General features: G+C 57.8%; 15 protein-coding genes. 7 read left to right on the top strand and 8 right to left on the bottom strand.

From position 1 onward, the window contains the following. A complete protein-coding gene (locus tag IDL90_RS03550; RefSeq protein ID WP_187994377.1) occupies positions 1 to 1,080 on the bottom strand; it encodes an o-succinylbenzoate synthase in 1,080 nt (359 codons plus the stop codon). Between the two features lie 24 nt (positions 1,081 to 1,104). Here IDL90_RS03550 and IDL90_RS03555 point away from each other — a divergent pair, with 24 nt between their 5' ends. Then, positions 1,105 to 1,440: a hypothetical protein gene (locus IDL90_RS03555; RefSeq protein ID WP_182141863.1), complete on the top strand. Its 336-nt coding sequence runs from the start codon at positions 1,105 to 1,107 to the stop codon at positions 1,438 to 1,440. Here the strand turns inward: IDL90_RS03555 and IDL90_RS03560 are convergent. Continuing rightward, complete coding sequence (locus IDL90_RS03560; protein ID WP_187994378.1) at positions 1,437 to 2,636, bottom strand: D-alanyl-D-alanine carboxypeptidase family protein; 1,200 nt, start codon at positions 2,634 to 2,636, stop codon at positions 1,437 to 1,439. The two genes, IDL90_RS03555 and IDL90_RS03560, sit on opposite strands and share 4 nt — an antisense overlap. A 192-nt stretch (positions 2,637 to 2,828) precedes the next feature. Next, a complete protein-coding gene (gene argF, locus IDL90_RS03565) occupies positions 2,829 to 3,842 on the bottom strand; it encodes an ornithine carbamoyltransferase (RefSeq protein WP_187994379.1) in 1,014 nt (337 codons plus the stop codon). Between the two features lie 30 nt (positions 3,843 to 3,872). Between argF and IDL90_RS03570 the strand changes: the two genes are divergently transcribed. Further along, positions 3,873 to 4,880, top strand: coding sequence for a 1,4-dihydroxy-2-naphthoyl-CoA synthase (locus tag IDL90_RS03570; RefSeq protein ID WP_182141860.1), 1,008 nt, complete (start codon positions 3,873 to 3,875; stop codon positions 4,878 to 4,880). A 3-nt stretch (positions 4,881 to 4,883) separates the two neighbouring features. On the opposite strand, the gene IDL90_RS03575 is transcribed toward IDL90_RS03570, so the two are convergent. Continuing rightward, on the bottom strand, positions 4,884 to 6,323 hold the full coding sequence (locus tag IDL90_RS03575; protein ID WP_182141859.1) for a L,D-transpeptidase family protein: 1,440 nt from the start codon (positions 6,321 to 6,323) through the stop codon (positions 4,884 to 4,886). A 138-nt stretch (positions 6,324 to 6,461) separates the two neighbouring features. Between IDL90_RS03575 and IDL90_RS03580 the strand changes: the two genes are divergently transcribed. Genes IDL90_RS03580 through IDL90_RS03590 form a run of 3 tightly spaced genes read left to right on the top strand, consistent with a single transcriptional unit; the run spans position 6,462 to position 8,991 of the window. Continuing rightward, entirely contained in the window at positions 6,462 to 7,658 is a 1,197-nt protein-coding gene (locus tag IDL90_RS03580; RefSeq protein WP_182141858.1) for an AMP-binding protein, read from the top strand. Positions 7,659 to 7,666: 8 nt separating this feature from the next. Continuing rightward, positions 7,667 to 8,563, top strand: a complete 897-nt coding sequence (locus IDL90_RS03585; RefSeq protein ID WP_187994380.1) for a 1,4-dihydroxy-2-naphthoate polyprenyltransferase — start codon at positions 7,667 to 7,669, stop codon at positions 8,561 to 8,563. A gap of 23 nt (positions 8,564 to 8,586) precedes the next feature. Next, positions 8,587 to 8,991, top strand: coding sequence for a PLD nuclease N-terminal domain-containing protein (locus IDL90_RS03590; protein WP_187994381.1), 405 nt, complete (start codon positions 8,587 to 8,589; stop codon positions 8,989 to 8,991). A gap of 25 nt (positions 8,992 to 9,016) precedes the next feature. On the opposite strand, the gene IDL90_RS03595 is transcribed toward IDL90_RS03590, so the two are convergent. The 3 genes from IDL90_RS03595 to IDL90_RS03605 all read right to left on the bottom strand — a co-directional run bounded on the left by IDL90_RS03595 (position 9,017) and on the right by IDL90_RS03605 (position 12,809). Further along, a complete protein-coding gene (locus tag IDL90_RS03595) occupies positions 9,017 to 9,685 on the bottom strand; it encodes a histidine phosphatase family protein (protein WP_187994382.1) in 669 nt (222 codons plus the stop codon). 28 nt (positions 9,686 to 9,713) lie between these two features. Continuing rightward, positions 9,714 to 11,420, bottom strand: coding sequence for a glycoside hydrolase family 13 protein (locus IDL90_RS03600; protein WP_187994383.1), 1,707 nt, complete (start codon positions 11,418 to 11,420; stop codon positions 9,714 to 9,716). A gap of 78 nt (positions 11,421 to 11,498) precedes the next feature. Beyond that, positions 11,499 to 12,809 (bottom strand): aspartate kinase, encoded by a 1,311-nt coding sequence (locus IDL90_RS03605; protein WP_182141853.1) that lies wholly within the window; start codon positions 12,807 to 12,809, stop codon positions 11,499 to 11,501. A 155-nt stretch (positions 12,810 to 12,964) separates the two neighbouring features. On the opposite strand from IDL90_RS03605, the gene IDL90_RS03610 reads away from it, so the two are divergent. Then, a complete protein-coding gene (locus IDL90_RS03610; RefSeq protein WP_182141852.1) occupies positions 12,965 to 13,213 on the top strand; it encodes a hypothetical protein in 249 nt (82 codons plus the stop codon). Positions 13,214 to 13,332: 119 nt separating this feature from the next. After that, entirely contained in the window at positions 13,333 to 14,256 is a 924-nt protein-coding gene (locus IDL90_RS03615) for a hypothetical protein (RefSeq protein ID WP_182141851.1), read from the top strand. Positions 14,257 to 14,266: 10 nt separating this feature from the next. On the opposite strand, the gene IDL90_RS03620 is transcribed toward IDL90_RS03615, so the two are convergent. After that, complete coding sequence (locus IDL90_RS03620; RefSeq protein ID WP_187994384.1) at positions 14,267 to 14,950, bottom strand: N-acetylmannosamine-6-phosphate 2-epimerase; 684 nt, start codon at positions 14,948 to 14,950, stop codon at positions 14,267 to 14,269. Between the last annotated feature and the right edge of the window lies 1 nt (position 14,951).

Genomic DNA, 14,951 nt, shown 5'->3' on the forward strand with positions numbered 1-14,951 from the left:
TCACCTCTGCTCCTCCCCTTTTCGCAGGACACTAGCAACCCTCTCCAGGCGCTCGTGCCAAAGCTGCTTCACTGAACTCTCAACCTCATCCGCATGGGGGTTCAGTGCGGAGAGCGTCGCCACTTTCGCCTGCTCCACATCAATCTGTCCATCTACCGCAACAAGGGGCTCGGCAAGCACATCACCGACAAACATGGTGGCCGTGTTAAGTCCGCAGGCATGCTGAAGGTTCGGTAACGAGGCAGCAAGCGCCACCCCAGCGGCGATTCCAACTGAGCTGTCAAGGGCAGACGAGACAACAGTCGGAAGCCCGATCGCTGAGCCGAGCCTACGCGCCTGCGCGATTCCGCCCAGAGGGGCAACCTTCAGCACCGCAATGTCTGCTGCACTCATGTCGCGTACCGCTTGCGGATCATCTGAGCGCCGTATCGACTCGTCTGCTGCCAGGGGTACCCTTGTGTGGCTTTTGAGTTCCGCCAAATCCTCGGTTGAGCCAACGGGTTGTTCAGCGTATTCCAAGCCACCCAGCACTCGAGCCGCCCGGTTGAGAGCGTCAAGCATTTCCACGGCATCAGGAACACTCCAGCCCGCGTTGGCATCGATCCTGATCCGCGCCTCCGCACCGTGGTTTTCGTAGAGGGCACGCGCGACAGCCTCCACCCGCTCCAAGTCCTCTTCCAGCAGTTGGCCACGCTCGGCGACTTTAACCTTGGCTGTGCGACACCCACGCTGCTTCTCAACCCGTTGCAGCGCCTTCTTGACGCTGCAGGCCGGAATGGTCACATTGACGGGAACTGCGCCGCGGACCGCACGCGGGGTGGGAATGGTTGCAGATGCTATGCCACTTGCGAGCCACCGGGATGACTCCACGGCGCCGTAGTCCCAAAAGGGCGCAAACTCGCCCCACCCGGCAGGGCCCCGCAAGAGGATGCCCTCACGTCTTGTGATGCCACGGAACCGAATGTTCATCGGCAGAATGAATACTACGACCTCGTCAATGTCCCCAAGGGTCGCCCGCGCGTCGTCACTAAGCCAAGCCAAGGGGAGAGCGGAGAGACCGGGGCGTGGGTAAGTTGTCACCACCGAAGTCTATATAGTGAGCTCATGATTCTCATTGCTCTTCTGGCGGGTGTACTTGGCCTTGCGGGTTCTCTAGCGCTGCGTAGAGACACGGCCCGAGCCCGATCGCTGCGCAACTCGAAGGGTTTGGCAGACGAGCGGTTTATTCTCCTTGCACTACCCGGCGTCTCTCTGTTTCTTCTGGGAGCGGGACTCCTGGGTCTCATACTCCCAGGAATTGGTGGCGCACTGGGCAACGTCCTCGGCGTCCTCCTCGCGATCCCATGTGTCGCCATCATCGGGTTTGGCGCGTACCTGGCAATCCTGGGGTTTGGTTCGGGCCCGGCTCCCAGTTGGGCCAAGCCAAAGTCAGACCGTTAGTCAGCCGTGTAGATTGTCTTGGTCCGCCATCCTTCTGGCAGATTGAAAACGTACTCGACTTCCGGAGTTGGCCCGTAGAACCCGTTATCCGGCAGAGTGGGGTACTGCGTCCCAAACTCAAAGTGCCAAGGTTCAGGCCGCAACGTCCCAAAAGCCTCATGTGTTGGGTTTCGCCATCCGTAAGCGGGGCCGTTCTCAACCAGCCAGACTACCTCGGGATTCTCGTATGAGGTGTAGAGGTCAATGTCAAAGTCAACGGCCACCCCCCAACTGTGATTTGACGTTCCCGGCAGTGTTGTCATTTCGGGCGCGTTCTCATGCGCCCAGACTTGGTCGGCGTACGTGCGATACCCACTTTGGATGGCCAAATCATGGCCAAACTCCGCCTTGAAAGCCACGTTCAAACGCTCAAGGTTCGGGACCGTGGCGCAAAGCAAGCGGTAGGTAGGGGCCCAGGGAACGGGACAGAGTAGTGACTCATCAATGTAGCCATTCTCCGCCTTGGACAGATCTGGGAGGGAGGCTGCTATGCGCAAATCCTTCTCAGTCTGGAATGAGCTGCCAAAACCGCCTGCTATTAGCGCATCCAGCTCGTCGTCAGTAAGCGAACTGGCATCAATGCTGTCCGCGCCCAAGACCACTGCTCTATCCGTCACGGGAAGTGAAGCCAGTGCAGTTGCCAATTGCTGTGCTGCCGTTGCCACCTCGTCAACCGCGGTGGTCTTCACAGGGGCAACAATCCTTGAACTTCCCCTATCCTCAACAACATCGGCGGTGGGCACAGTCTTGATGTTCGTCGCCGCCGTAAAGAGTTGCCGAATTGGCGCCGAAGTTGTCCTGTAGGAGTCCACCAGTTCATCAGGAACGCCCTCGAGGACGAAAGCCGTTCCAGTGGCCTGCTCTGCTGAAGCAACTGCACTCTCCAGAGCCTGGAATGCCAGTAATGCCTCTTCACTGGAAGTGTCCCCCGGAGCCGTCGCAATGGCATCGATATTGAGGGAGTCACAAGTTGATTGCGCTGCGGAAATGACCGCTGCCTCCTGCATCTGCGGCGCAAACGTTACGACAACGGTCTGAGACCGGGTGGTGGCTGGCCTTTGCGCACTGTCGGAATGAGCATATGTTCCAACTACCCACGTGGCAGCGGTTATCACCAACGCAAAGGTAAGGGCACCCGCAACGAGTGCGGTGGACACCCTATTAGCAGCTGCCCGCCTGTAACGGCCCCGCCCGATTGCGTGCTGGGGCACAACACCAGGAGACTCAGATTTCTCCGAGGCCGAAGTCGGCTTGGTATGTAAGTGTGACAGAGGACGTCTAAACCAGTCTTGCACCAGCGCCCCCATTGCCGAAGTTCTCTCCCGACCCCATATCAGGGAAAGTCAAGCTTACATCGAACCCAGTGACCGAACCATGACTGCCTTGATGGTGTGGAGTCTGTTCTCCGCCTGGTCAAAGACGACTGACCGCGGCCCCGAGAACACTTCATCCGTGACCTCGATGCCTTCCAAACCAAACTCTTCAAAGACCTGCCTGCCCACGGTGGTATTGAGGTCATGGAAGGCAGGCAAACAATGCATGAACTTCGCATTTGGACCGGCAAGTTCCATGAGTGCCTCATCAACTCGGTAGGGCCTCAGCAGCTCTATTCGTTCAGCCCAAACGTCTTTGGGTTCACCCATCGAAACCCAGATATCGGTGTGGACAAAGTCTGACCCCGCAACCATATTGATGTCATCCGTCACAGTGATGGTCGCACCTGTGGCAACTGCGATTTCGTTGCCACGCTCAATAACTTCCGGGTCCGGCCACAGCTCGCGGGGAGCGACAATACGCACGTCGCATCCCAGGAGAGCGCCATTTATAAGTAGGGAGCGGCCCATGTTATAGCGCGCGTCCCCTACGTACGAATAGGTGATTTCTGAGAACGATTTCCCACCGGCATGCTCCACCATCGTCAGTGAGTCAGCCAGCATCTGTGTTGGGTGCCACTGGGCTGTAAGACCATTCCATACCGGAACCCCGGAGTCGGCGGCCAGGATGTTGACTTGGCTTTGATCGTCGCCACGAAACTCTATGGCATCAAAGAAGCGCCCGAGGACGTGGGCAGTGTCCGAGATGGATTCTTTGTGACCCATCTGGGATCCCTGGGGATCAAGGTAGGTCGTGGACGCACCCTGATCAGCCGCGGCCACCTCAAACGCACACCTCGTCCTTGTCGAAGTTTTGGCGAACACCAGGACAATATTGCATCCCCGAAGATAGTGGACCTCAGTTCCGGACTTCTTCTGCTTCTTCAAGATTGCGGCAAGCTCGATGAGTCGGTGCCAGTCACGCGGTGTCTCATCATCCTCTTTGAGGAGGTGGGAACCCGGCTTGAGGTATTCAGCGATGTCAGTCATGACGTCATCCTACGGGTTATCGTTGTTTACGTGAGCTCCTTAGAATCAGTTTCAGACACTTTCGATCCCTCGCGTTGGCGCCCTGTTCAGGGCTTCTCTTTTGGCGACATCACCTATCACCGCGGCATCTCGAGAGGTGAGAGTGATGGGGCGTCGGCCGGCGCTAGTCTGCCGTGGGTACGCATCGCATTCGATCGACCAGAGGTGCGGAACGCCTTCCGTCCCCAAACAGTCGATGAACTGCTGGTTGCGTTTGAGGACGCCCGAACTGACGCAAGTATTGCCGCGGTGATCCTGACAGGTAATGGACCGAGCCCCAAAGACGGGGGATACGCATTCTCATCCGGCGGAGATCAAAGGGTCCGAGGACGTGACGGGTACAAGTACTCGGTCCAGGTCCCTGGGAAGAGTGACATTTCGGAAACCGCCAAATCACCCTCCCAACCTTCGGATGGTGATTTGGGGGCAGTGGAGAGAGCCCGTGCGGGGCGGCTGCACATCCTTGAGGTTCAGCGACAGATTCGCACGATGCCAAAAGTTGTAATTGCAGCAATCAATGGATGGGCTGCGGGAGGAGGACACTCGTTAGGGGTGGTTTGTGACCTGGCAGTGGCTTCACGTCAACACGCCCGGTTCAAGCAGACCGACGCAGACGTGGGGTCCTTTGATGCGGGCTATGGGTCTACACTCTTGGCGCGTCAGGTGGGCGACCGCAGGGCACGTGAGATCTTCTTCCTGGCGCGAACCTACTCAGCTGAGCAGGCGGAACGATGGGGTGCGATCAACGAAGCCGTCGACCATGATGTCCTTGAGGAAACCGCAATCGAGTACGCCCGCCTGGTGGCGGGTAAGTCACCGCAGGCTCTGCGGATGCTGAAGTACGCATTCAACCTGGCCGATGACGGCCTGGCTGGGCAACAGCTTTTTGCTGGCGAAGCGACCCGGTTGGCCTACATGACGGATGAGGCTCGTGAGGGACGTGATTCCTTCTTGGAGCGTCGGGAACCTAACTGGTCAGCATTCCCCTACTACTTCTAGAGACTAGTAGCGGCTAATTACCTTGGTGCCCACGTTGGCCCAGTTGTAGAGATCCCGCGCGCTTGAAACCGGCATGTTCACGCATCCGTGTGAACCGGCCGAGCCCGCATCATACCCAAAGCTCGAACGCCAGTATGCGCCATGGGTCGCATATCCTCCGTGGAAATAGAGGATCCACGGGACATTCTCGGTTTCATACTTCGTGCCGTCGGCATTGTTACCGCGCATCGTCTGCGTGGGAACTTTTGCCCACACACTGTACTCGCCAGTGACCGTCGGCGTTGCTGGAGCTCCGGAAACCATGGGAGAAGAGAGGACGGGAGTAGCACCCTCATAAGCCGTAACTGTGTGCGCGGAGAGGTTGATATCAATCCACTTCTCTCCCGGAGCGGCCTGGTACGCCAGATTTTCAGCACCCGGGGCGATGAGTCGCTGTTCGGTAGCACGCGGCTCGACCACATACTCAATGACTCCTACGAAAGGCTCTGTGGATCCCATCGTTTGCACTATTGCGTCTGCCAGTGCTTGCCCGTTGTTCGCTACATAGCCGTCCGCACCCTCGCGGGCGGTCGACAGCACTGTGCCCTGAGCATTCACATTCTGCACCATGGGCTCCGAAGCAACATTCGTTTCCGCGGAATGCTCATCAACCCAGGCCTTCACCAAGGTTGGATCCAAGGTGGCAGCCAGAGACTGATCCTTAGCCTCAAACACTACCCACGACGCCTTTGTCGGTACATCTGCATCATGGCGGATCTCTTCGCGATCCAGCAGGGCAAGCTCAGTCTGCAACCACTGGTTTGCCTGATCAGCGGCCGCAGAAACCACCGCAGAATCATACTCGGGAGCCACTTCCACGACAGAAACCGCGATGGGTGTGAAGCTCATGGCTTTGGCGGCCCGGGTCACCTGATCGGCTAAGGCATCGAGGTCAACCTCAGAGCCAGATTCTGACGCACCGGCGACAAAGACCTGCTGGTCTGCGTCAAACGTGACCTGGCCATTGGCTGCCTCCCGAACCGAATCGCCTTCAAGCCCTCCTACAGCCACCTCGAGCTGCTTCTCATCAACCGTAACGACAGGTTCGATATCACGTGAGTCGAACAGCCCGCTGACACGGGTTATCAGACCCCTGTTCGGCGCAAAGGCTTCGTCAACCGTCTTTTCAACGTCAACTTGAATGCCTATGTCCGCAAGAGCAAACGTTGCGGGAGTGACTTCTCCCTCTAGCACCACTGATTCCTGGGCAATCTGAGCGTTGATTCCCTCAGTTGCCTGCTCACGAGTCATTCCTGAAATTGACTGACCTGCAATGGATGTTCCAGGAAGTGCGTGACTAGCATAAAAGACTGTGACTCCAGCAAAAACTGCAACCAGAAGGGCAAGCAAGCCAACAAGACCTGCAATAACGACTTTTTGCTTGGAATCAAACAGTTTCTTCATAACGCTTACATCCTAGCAATCCCCCATTTTTGGAGTCGATGGGATGTGCATTACGAACGTGCTGCAGATCATCTGAGACGGCGTCTGGACGGACCTACATGAGCGTCGATCTCCAGTTTCGGATTAGTGTTGCTAACTATGATGGTCCAGCTGCTCTCTACGTCTGATCGCGACGTCGCGGTAAACACGCTTGTCAAGCACATCTTTGCAGGACAAACTACCCTGGCCGTCTTGGATCAAGACAACGAGGTGCTGCGTAACCGACTCAAGGGCTCCACCCCCCATCGCCAAGTTGGCGGTGAGCAACCCCACGAACTCATCATCGCGACTTCTGGCTCGACAATGCAACACCCACACCTTGTCTGCCTCAGCACCGATGCTCTGCTTGCCTCAGCAGAAGCGACGAACAACGTCCTCGGCAGTCCGGGGCAGTGGATCACAACGCTCCCACTCAATCACATTGCCGGCATTCAAACCGTCGTCCGAGCAGCTATCAGCGGACACACTCCGATCCTTGCTCCATCGGGCAAGTTCAATGCCAAGGACTTCGCCCAGTTGGTCACCGAGGCGCGTGCGTGCACTCCTTCTTCTGTTCCTCTCTACACGTCCCTCGTTTCCCCCCAACTTCTTGCATGCCTCAATGAAGCACCGCAGGCATTGTCTTGCCTGGATTACGTCCTCGTCGGCGGGGGCTTCATAGACCCGTCCCTAACTGAGCGTGCCAAGCAAATTCGGGCCCGTGTCGTTCGTACGTACGGGATGACCGAAACTAGCGGAGGATGTGTTTACGACGGGATTCCACTGGAGTGCGCAACGGTGAAAATCGACTCTGACGGCATCATTCTCATTGCGGGATCCATGCTTATGAGCGGATACTTCGACGAACCCGCGCCCCTGCTGTACGAGGACGGTCAAGCCTGGTTCAGAACCTCTGACCTTGGGGAAATTGCCGAGGACGGAACCTTAAGAATCACCGGTCGCGTCGATGACATCATCAAATCCGGAGGTGTCAAAGTGAACCTACGGGCGGTAGAGGAAGCTGCTTCATCTCTGGGAATGGGCCGAGTTTGCGCCCTCGCGCTGCCCGACCCAATGTGGGGGCAACAGGTCGCGCTGCTGGTCGAACACGATGATGCGTTATCCCTTCCCCAGAGGGAAATGCGCGCCCGGCAGCTGCGCGAAGCGGTCCGCGGTAACCTTGGCAATGCCGCAGCCCCCAGGACGGTTGGGTTCATCAAGCAGATCCCACTCACATCCCTCGGAAAAGTGGATAGGACGTTGGCAAAGCAACAAATCAATGATTTGATTCGCCAAGGAGACGTGTGGCGACGTTAGATAAACCCATGGCTTCTGCAAAAGACTGGCTCGAGGGCGCACGACTGCGCACACTCCCCGCCGCGGCCGCACCCGTCCTCGTCGGTGGAGGTGCTGCCTTCAATCTTGGTGCGTTCTCAATAGGGAAATCCCTCCTCGCCCTCGGCGTCGCACTGGCCCTGCAAATTGGGGTCAACCTAGCCAATGACTATTCAGACGGAATTCGCGGTACAGACCAGGACCGGGTCGGTCCCACGCGCCTCACTGCAAGCGGGTTGGTTCCAGCCCGCCAAGTGCTTGCCTTCGCCCTCTTCACCTTCGGTGTTGCAGGTGTTCTAGGACTCGCGCTGATCGCTTGGTCCGGACACTGGTGGATGGTGGCCGTAGGCCTTGCTAGCGTCGGCGCCGCGTGGTTCTACACGGGAGGCAGCCGCCCCTACGGCTACATGGGGGTTGGACTGTCGGAACTGTTCGTCTTTGTTTTCTTCGGCCTGGTTGCAACCGTTGGCACGACTTACGTTCAGACCACTAACCTGCCGTGGTGGGTCTGGTGCGCAGCGAGCGGGATAGGGCTGATCTCTGTCGCTCTCCTTATGGTCAACAACATTCGCGACATCCCCACGGACTCCCAGGTCGGCAAGAACACCTTGGCTGTACGGCTGGGAGACGGGGCATCCCGTGTCGCCTACATGGTGATGATCGTCGGTGGTCTGCTACTTGGGGCAGTCGCACTTGCCGGTGCCGGGAGCACCTACTGGTGGCTCTTCGCGGCGGCGCTCCTGCTTGCTGGGCTACCTGGGGCAGTGACTATCGCCAAGGGCGCAAAGGGCCTGGCCCTATTGGGTTCCCTGCGGAATACCGGGCTTTATGCGCTTGCCTACGGAGTTCTTGTTGGCGCTGGCTTAGCACTGAGCTCCGCTATTTAGTGGGGACCGTTTAGAGTGGAGACATGGCACGCATCATGCTGGTGGTACTCGCCCTCGCGATAACGATTTACGCAATCTCTGATTGGGTATCTCGGTCACGCACGTGGACACCCGGCCGCGTCAATCGTTGGGTTTGGTTAGCCGTCATCGTGCTCATTCCGATAATCGGGCCTCTTGCATGGATCATCGTGGGGCTCGTTACCCGTGCGGAGCAGCGCAGAGTCAACACTTCTCCCGACTCAACCCCGCCTCGCTCTTCTCGTCCCGACGACAATCCCGAAGCACTTTCCGACCTTGCGGACCGCATCTCTCGACGCCAGCACCGGAGCCGTCCAGTTCGCAGACCCAACGATTCTCCTCAGATGCCGCCTTCAGACGAGGACGACGACACCAACCAGACGGGTGACGAGGACGAAGAGGACGCCTAGAAGCTCTGGCGAGTTCCACCCAGACTTATCGGCGCACCGCAGCCTTCGAGGTCCCCGGTGTCATGTCCTGAGCCGCCTCCAACAGCGCCAGTGCTGGCTCTTCATAGTTCCATCCCACAAGCACGTCGCCGTCAAACGTCAGCGACGTCAATGAGGCAAGTGAACACTGCCGGTTGAGGGGATTATGGGAGAGCGGTTTGCCATCCAAGAACCTCTGCACCATGACGACCGGCATCTGGTGCGACACCAGTAGTGCTTCGTGACCCCGGGCTTCCTCAACCGCTGAGGCCACCGCTGAGCTCATGCGCCTCGCAATGACCTTGTAGGGCTCCCCCCATGAGGGCTCATGAGGACGGGTATAAAGATGCCAGTTCCTTGGGTGTGCAAGCGCCCAGCGGTTCTTGTTGATCTGGCGCCCTTCAAACTCTGATCCGGCTTCGATAAGCCTTGGATCCGCTTCAACCCGCAGCCCATAGGCTTTCGCGGTTGGCGCTGCAGTCTGCTGGGCCCGAAGCAGCGGTGAGGCGACGACATGGGTGATGTCAGCACCTTCTGCAACTAGGAACTCAGCAACCGTCTGGGCCATCTCCTTGCCCAGAGTTGTTAGCCCAAACCCCGGCAGGCGTCCGTAGAGCACTCCATCTGGGTTATCAACCTCGCCGTGGCGCATCAGATGAATGGTCGTGAAGCTCATTGACTGCTACTTCCCTTGCTCTAGTTGGTTAGGCATCCAGAAGCCACGCTGTTGTCTCACCCGGCAGACGTCCATCCTCAAGTGGGCGCGAGGAAAGAAGGAGGTCTCCGTCAGGCAGATCCACAGCATCCTTTGAGAAGTTCATGATCACCCGCCAACCGTTGGGCCGCACAAACTGCAAAACGTCCTCGGACCCAGTTTCTTCCCAGGTCAACCGCTCTTCAGTCAGCAGCCTCTTCCGTAGAGACAAGGCCTGCCGATAAAGGTTCAGGGTAGAGTGCGGATCCTTATCTTCCACGTCCACCGCGTGGTCTGCAAACCACGTTGGCTGAGGGAAATGTGGCGTTTCAGAACCGAAGCCATAGCCTTGAGCATCCGCCACCCAGGGTAGGGGTACGCGGCAGCCATCACGCCCAATATCGACCCCTGGACTACGGAAGAAAGTGGGGTCCTGACGGTCCGCATCAGCGATATCGCCAACCTCGTGCAAGCCCAGCTCTTCTCCCTGATACAGGTAGGTGGCTCCAGGAAGCGCCAAAAGCAGCATTGTTGTCGCGTCGGCCCGGCGATTGCCCTGCTCGACATCAACGTCAGCTAGCAGACCACCGTCGAGAAGCCACTTCTGACCCACAACGGACTCTTCGCCCTCGAGCAAATCTGGCAGACCATAGCGAGTAGCGTGACGAACAACGTCGTGATTGGAAAGAACCCATGTCGTTGAAGAGTCAGCCCGAGCCGCCAACTCCAAGTTGTAATCAATGATCTCTTTGAACTGGGGAGCGTGAAAATCGGCGCGCAGTAGGTCAAAATTAAACGTCTGCCCGAGCCCCTCAATGCTGGCGTATTTGGCACGCCTCTCAGGATCTTCCACCCAGGCTTCTGCCACCGCGACGCGCGGGGGATCATAGCGGTCAAAGACCTTACGCCACCCCCGGTAGACGTCATGCACCTCATCCCGATCCCACACCGGATGTGTGCCATCCCAGGGCAGCTTTTCCATCTCTGCCCAGGTGGGAAGCGGATCAGGCCCAAAGATGACCGCCTGGTCCTTGACCAGAGAGTGGGCCACATCGATGCGGAACCCGTCGACACCCCTGTCCGACCAAAACGCCAAGACGTCCTCAAACTCTTCACGCACCTCAGGATTGTCCCAGTTCAGGTCAGGCTGCTCCGGCGCGAAGGTGTGCAGGTACCACTGGCCGTCCGCAAGCTGATCCCACTGCGGTCCCCCGAACATTGAGATCCAGTCGGAGGGGATTTGCTCATTCCCGTCCTCGTCAATTCGGCTGTCCCTAAAGATGTAACGATTACGAGCAGGGGACCCCTTGGGTGAGTTAACAGCCTCCTTGAACCAGACATGCTGGTCGGAGGTGTGGTTGGGAACGATGTCGACAACGACGCGAATTCCGGCCTCATGCAAGGCTGCCGTCATCTCATCAAAATCTGCAAGCGTCCCCAGCTCCGGTGCGACATCACGATAGTCCGCGACGTCATATCCGCCGTCCGCTAGTTCCGAAGGATAGAAAGGACTGAGCCAGACAGCGTCAATCCCCAACTCCTTCAAATATGGCACCTTCTCAGTGATCCCGCGAATGTCTCCCAGACCGTTTCCATCGAGGTCGTAAAACGACCTCGGATACACCTGGTAAACCACCGCCTGACGCCACCATTGAGCGTCGGGAACATCCACAGGAACCAACTCTTCAAACTTCGAAGGAAGCGGCAATGAAGGCATTGAGGCACGACCCTTTCACGTAGGCACTCGGTCTCCCAAGCGTACAGGGAAGCACCGACTTTCGACCGGAAAGGAACCTCAGATAGCTGAGTACAGTGTCCTCAACGCGTCATCAAACTGTCTGTCTTCAACACCGATGAGGATCGATAGCTCGGAGGCGCCCTGCGTGATGATACGAATATTGATCTTCGCCCTGGCGAGTTTCGTGAATACCCTTGCGGCAATACCGGGTGTCGAAACCATGCCACGACCAACGACAGCGATCAGAGAGATCCCCTCTTCAACACTAACCGCATCTGGGTGGCAGAAGATCTTGATCTCTTCTACCACCTTAGCCAACTTGAAGCCGATCTCCTCGCTTCGAACCACAACAGAAACTGAATCAATCCCGGATGGAATATGCGCGATCGAAACACCATTGGTTTCAAACACCGAAACCAGCTTCCGCACAAAACCCTTCTCTTCGTCCATCAGGGTCTTCTCAAGTGTGAGGACCGTGAAGTGCTGCTTACCAGCAATACCCGTGATCCCGCTGTGTCCCACCCTGTCGCTATCAGGGACAATAAGTGTGCCTGGATCCTCCGGACGCTCGGTGTTGCGAACGTTGATCGGAATCGACTTCTCACGCACCGGGAAAATTGCTTCCTCATGGAGTACTGACGCCCCCATGTATGACAGTTCGCGCAGTTCCTTGTAGGAAACCGTCTCAATGGGCGCTGGGTTATTGACAACGCGCGGATCCGCCTGGAGAAACCCAGAAACATCCGTCCAGTTCTCATAGAGGTCGGCACCCACCGCACCTGCAACTATCGCGCCAGAGACATCGGAACCTCCCCGTGAGAATGTATGGATACTTCCATTCTGGTCGGCACCATAGAAACCTGGAATCACGGCTCGGTGGATTTCGCCGAGGACGTCCCCCAAACGCATCATCGTTGCATCAGCGTCATAGACTCCGTCACTGGAGAACACAACCACATCCGCTGCGTCGACAAACTCATAGCCGAGGAACTCTGCGAGGAGCAAACCATTGAGGTACTCCCCGCGACTAGCAACATGACCTTCCGAGGCTCCCTCGATGATCTCAGTACGAACCTGTTCGAGGGCGGCTTCCAGATCCTGCTTAAGTCCCAGACCTGTGTAGATATCGCGATACCTGTTTGCCACCAGGGTGAACACTTCCCCGAAATCGATGTTGTGTTCTGCGAGTTGGTGGCACATGTACAGCAAATCTGTCACCTTGTGGTCATCCTTGCGGCGCTTACCCGGAGCAGATGGAACGACGTATCGTCGCGCTTCGTCGCGCGCGATAATTTGCTTGGCAGCCGTGAAGTGCTCAGCGTCCGCCATGGACGACCCACCAAACTTTGCGACAACTACGCGTGACATCTAGAGACCTCTCCCATTGTGTATTGGCCGAGCCAAGTCTAGGGGGATGCCTGCATCGCGGGCGCTTGAGTTCGATTATTGGTCGCTTGCGGGGTAAAATCACCACGATCAACCATGTTGCACGGGCCATTGGACCCACGATGAAAGGACTGCGAGTGAGCGATAGCCACCACAGCGACCACAAAGAAAACTTGAACCGAAAAGAACGCCGCGGGGAGGCTCACGCGCTGCACGTCGACGCAGTTGACCTAAATACCGAGCTGCAGTCGGATCCAAACCTCGGGGAGTTCACCAAGGACAACATCCAGACGGGCGCGGGTGAACACACACCGGGATCAAACCCCAACCGCGAGTGGGCTGTCGATGAGCGCCAGGCACAGGACGACCTCGACGATCGTTCCTAATTTTCTCTCAGAGAGGACCCGCTACCCATGTGGTGGTGGGTCCTCTTTGATTAACCCCGGGACCACGTTGGTCCGGAGGAGTGGGACAAACTTTAAGTAGGGAAGAGGTGGGCTCAAGAATGGCCAAGCATCGCATTCGTAAGGCGTGGAAATCAATCACGGCACAGTCGCGTCTCTCCGTACCCCAGGTCAGCGCCACGGCCCTAGCGGCAATTACCATGGCGGTGGTCTCTTCCCGATTGACCTCGTTCTCTTCTTCAATTCTTATCGTCGGCCTCATTTCGGTTGTTTCCGCCCTCGCCAGCGAGTTTTACCGTATCCTTATCACCTCCAGTGCTGAGAAGACCAAGCAGGTTGTCGCACCAATACTGCCGGTTCTCGCAGGGGAGGAAAGAAGTCAGGGTGCGGAAGCCACTGCGGATGGCACTGAGACTGCGGTCCACACAGACCTGACGACAGCGCAGCCAACCACCCTGGACGACACGGTCGTCGCTCCGGTCGCTGATGTTGTATCCGGACACGTCACTGAGCCGTCCCACGAGGGGACCCCCGAACAGCAGTCCAAGCACCCGATTCTCAGCGCCGTCTTTCACAATCAGGTTGTCCAGATGTCTCTGATCTTCCTTGTTGTCGCGCTGATAACAGTTGGTATCTCATACGGCGTAGCGCGCGCTCAGGGCGGCGACCAGTTCAACAGCTACACAACTAACACTGTGGAGCAAACGCTCACGGATGAGCAGCGCCAAGCCCTGGTCGATGAGACGGTGCAGCGGGTGCAACAACAACTAGCCGAGCAGGACCAGAGCGCCGGACACACCGACGGTGACTCGGGCAGCCAAAGCGGAGCTGCCCCTTCGGATCTGACTCAGATTCTTCAAGAGAACGCACGCCTGCAAGAGGAAGTTGCGTCTTTGAGCGCGCTTCTTGAGACAGAGCAGCAGAAGACCGATGACCTTGCAGCCCGACTTGAAGCCCTGGAGCAACAGTTGGGCCAGCAACAGGAGACACCTAGTACCACTCCTGGCACCGGCACCGGCGGATAGCGGGCGGCGGCTACGCGCTCGCTACTGCCTCACCGAACCACTGGGTGATCGAGGTCGGGTGCGTGATAGCAGTTCCGACAACCGCGGCCCACGCACCAATCTCCATGACCTTCGCTGCCTGGGCGGGGGTGTGAACCCTTCCCTCACAGATGATCGGCAGCTCGGGGAACTCGGCAACGGCCTGCTCTAAGAGCTCAAAGTCCGGACCGTCGGTCTTGGGACGGGAGCCGGAGTAGCCCGACAGCGTGGTGGAAAGGATATCGAAACCAACCTCAGCTGCGGTGCGAATGTCCTCAATCGATCCGCAGTCTGCCATCGTTGAAATGCCCTGATCTCGAAGTGCTGCCACAGTCTGAGCCAGTGTCAGCCCATCGGGACGTGGGCGATCCGTGGCATCCAAAGCGACAATGTCGGAGCCCGCATAGGAGCAAGCGACCGCATGGCGCAGGGTGGGGGTGATGAAAACGCCCTCGTGTCCTTCTTTCCACAGGCCGATGACCGGGACCTCAACGCGGGTCTTGATGGCGGCAATATCTGCCAGACCTTGGCAGCGAATGGCGGCAGCTCCACCAATCTGTGCTGCGTGAGCAATCTGGGCCATGGTCTCTGGGTTACGCATTGGCTCACCCGGGTATGCCTGCACAGAGACGATGAGCCGTCCCCGAAGACCGTCAATTAGTGCACTGTTAGCCATC

The organism is Schaalia sp. JY-X159 (assembly GCF_014525425.1).
Taxonomy (GTDB): domain Bacteria; phylum Actinomycetota; class Actinomycetes; order Actinomycetales; family Actinomycetaceae; genus Scrofimicrobium.

What these genes read in the sequence shown, in the direction of transcription:
- IDL90_RS03555 (WP_182141863.1), top strand. Translation starts at nt 1,105, where the DNA reads ATGATTCTCATTGCTCTTCTGGCGGGTGTACTTGGCCTTGCGGGTTCT.
- IDL90_RS03585 (WP_187994380.1), top strand. Translation starts at nt 7,667, where the DNA reads ATGGCTTCTGCAAAAGACTGGCTCGAGGGCGCACGACTGCGCACACTC.
- argF (WP_187994379.1), bottom strand. Translation starts at nt 3,842, where the DNA reads ATGACTGACATCGCTGAATACCTCAAGCCGGGTTCCCACCTCCTCAAA.
- IDL90_RS03620 (WP_187994384.1), bottom strand. Translation starts at nt 14,950, where the DNA reads ATGGCTAACAGTGCACTAATTGACGGTCTTCGGGGACGGCTCATCGTC.
- IDL90_RS03580 (WP_182141858.1), top strand. Translation starts at nt 6,462, where the DNA reads ATGATGGTCCAGCTGCTCTCTACGTCTGATCGCGACGTCGCGGTAAAC.
- IDL90_RS03575 (WP_182141859.1), bottom strand. Translation starts at nt 6,323, where the DNA reads ATGAAGAAACTGTTTGATTCCAAGCAAAAAGTCGTTATTGCAGGTCTT.
- IDL90_RS03590 (WP_187994381.1), top strand. Translation starts at nt 8,587, where the DNA reads ATGGCACGCATCATGCTGGTGGTACTCGCCCTCGCGATAACGATTTAC.
- IDL90_RS03600 (WP_187994383.1), bottom strand. Translation starts at nt 11,420, where the DNA reads ATGCCTTCATTGCCGCTTCCTTCGAAGTTTGAAGAGTTGGTTCCTGTG.
- IDL90_RS03605 (WP_182141853.1), bottom strand. Translation starts at nt 12,809, where the DNA reads ATGTCACGCGTAGTTGTCGCAAAGTTTGGTGGGTCGTCCATGGCGGAC.
- IDL90_RS03595 (WP_187994382.1), bottom strand. Translation starts at nt 9,685, where the DNA reads ATGAGCTTCACGACCATTCATCTGATGCGCCACGGCGAGGTTGATAAC.
- IDL90_RS03615 (WP_182141851.1), top strand. Translation starts at nt 13,333, where the DNA reads ATGGCCAAGCATCGCATTCGTAAGGCGTGGAAATCAATCACGGCACAG.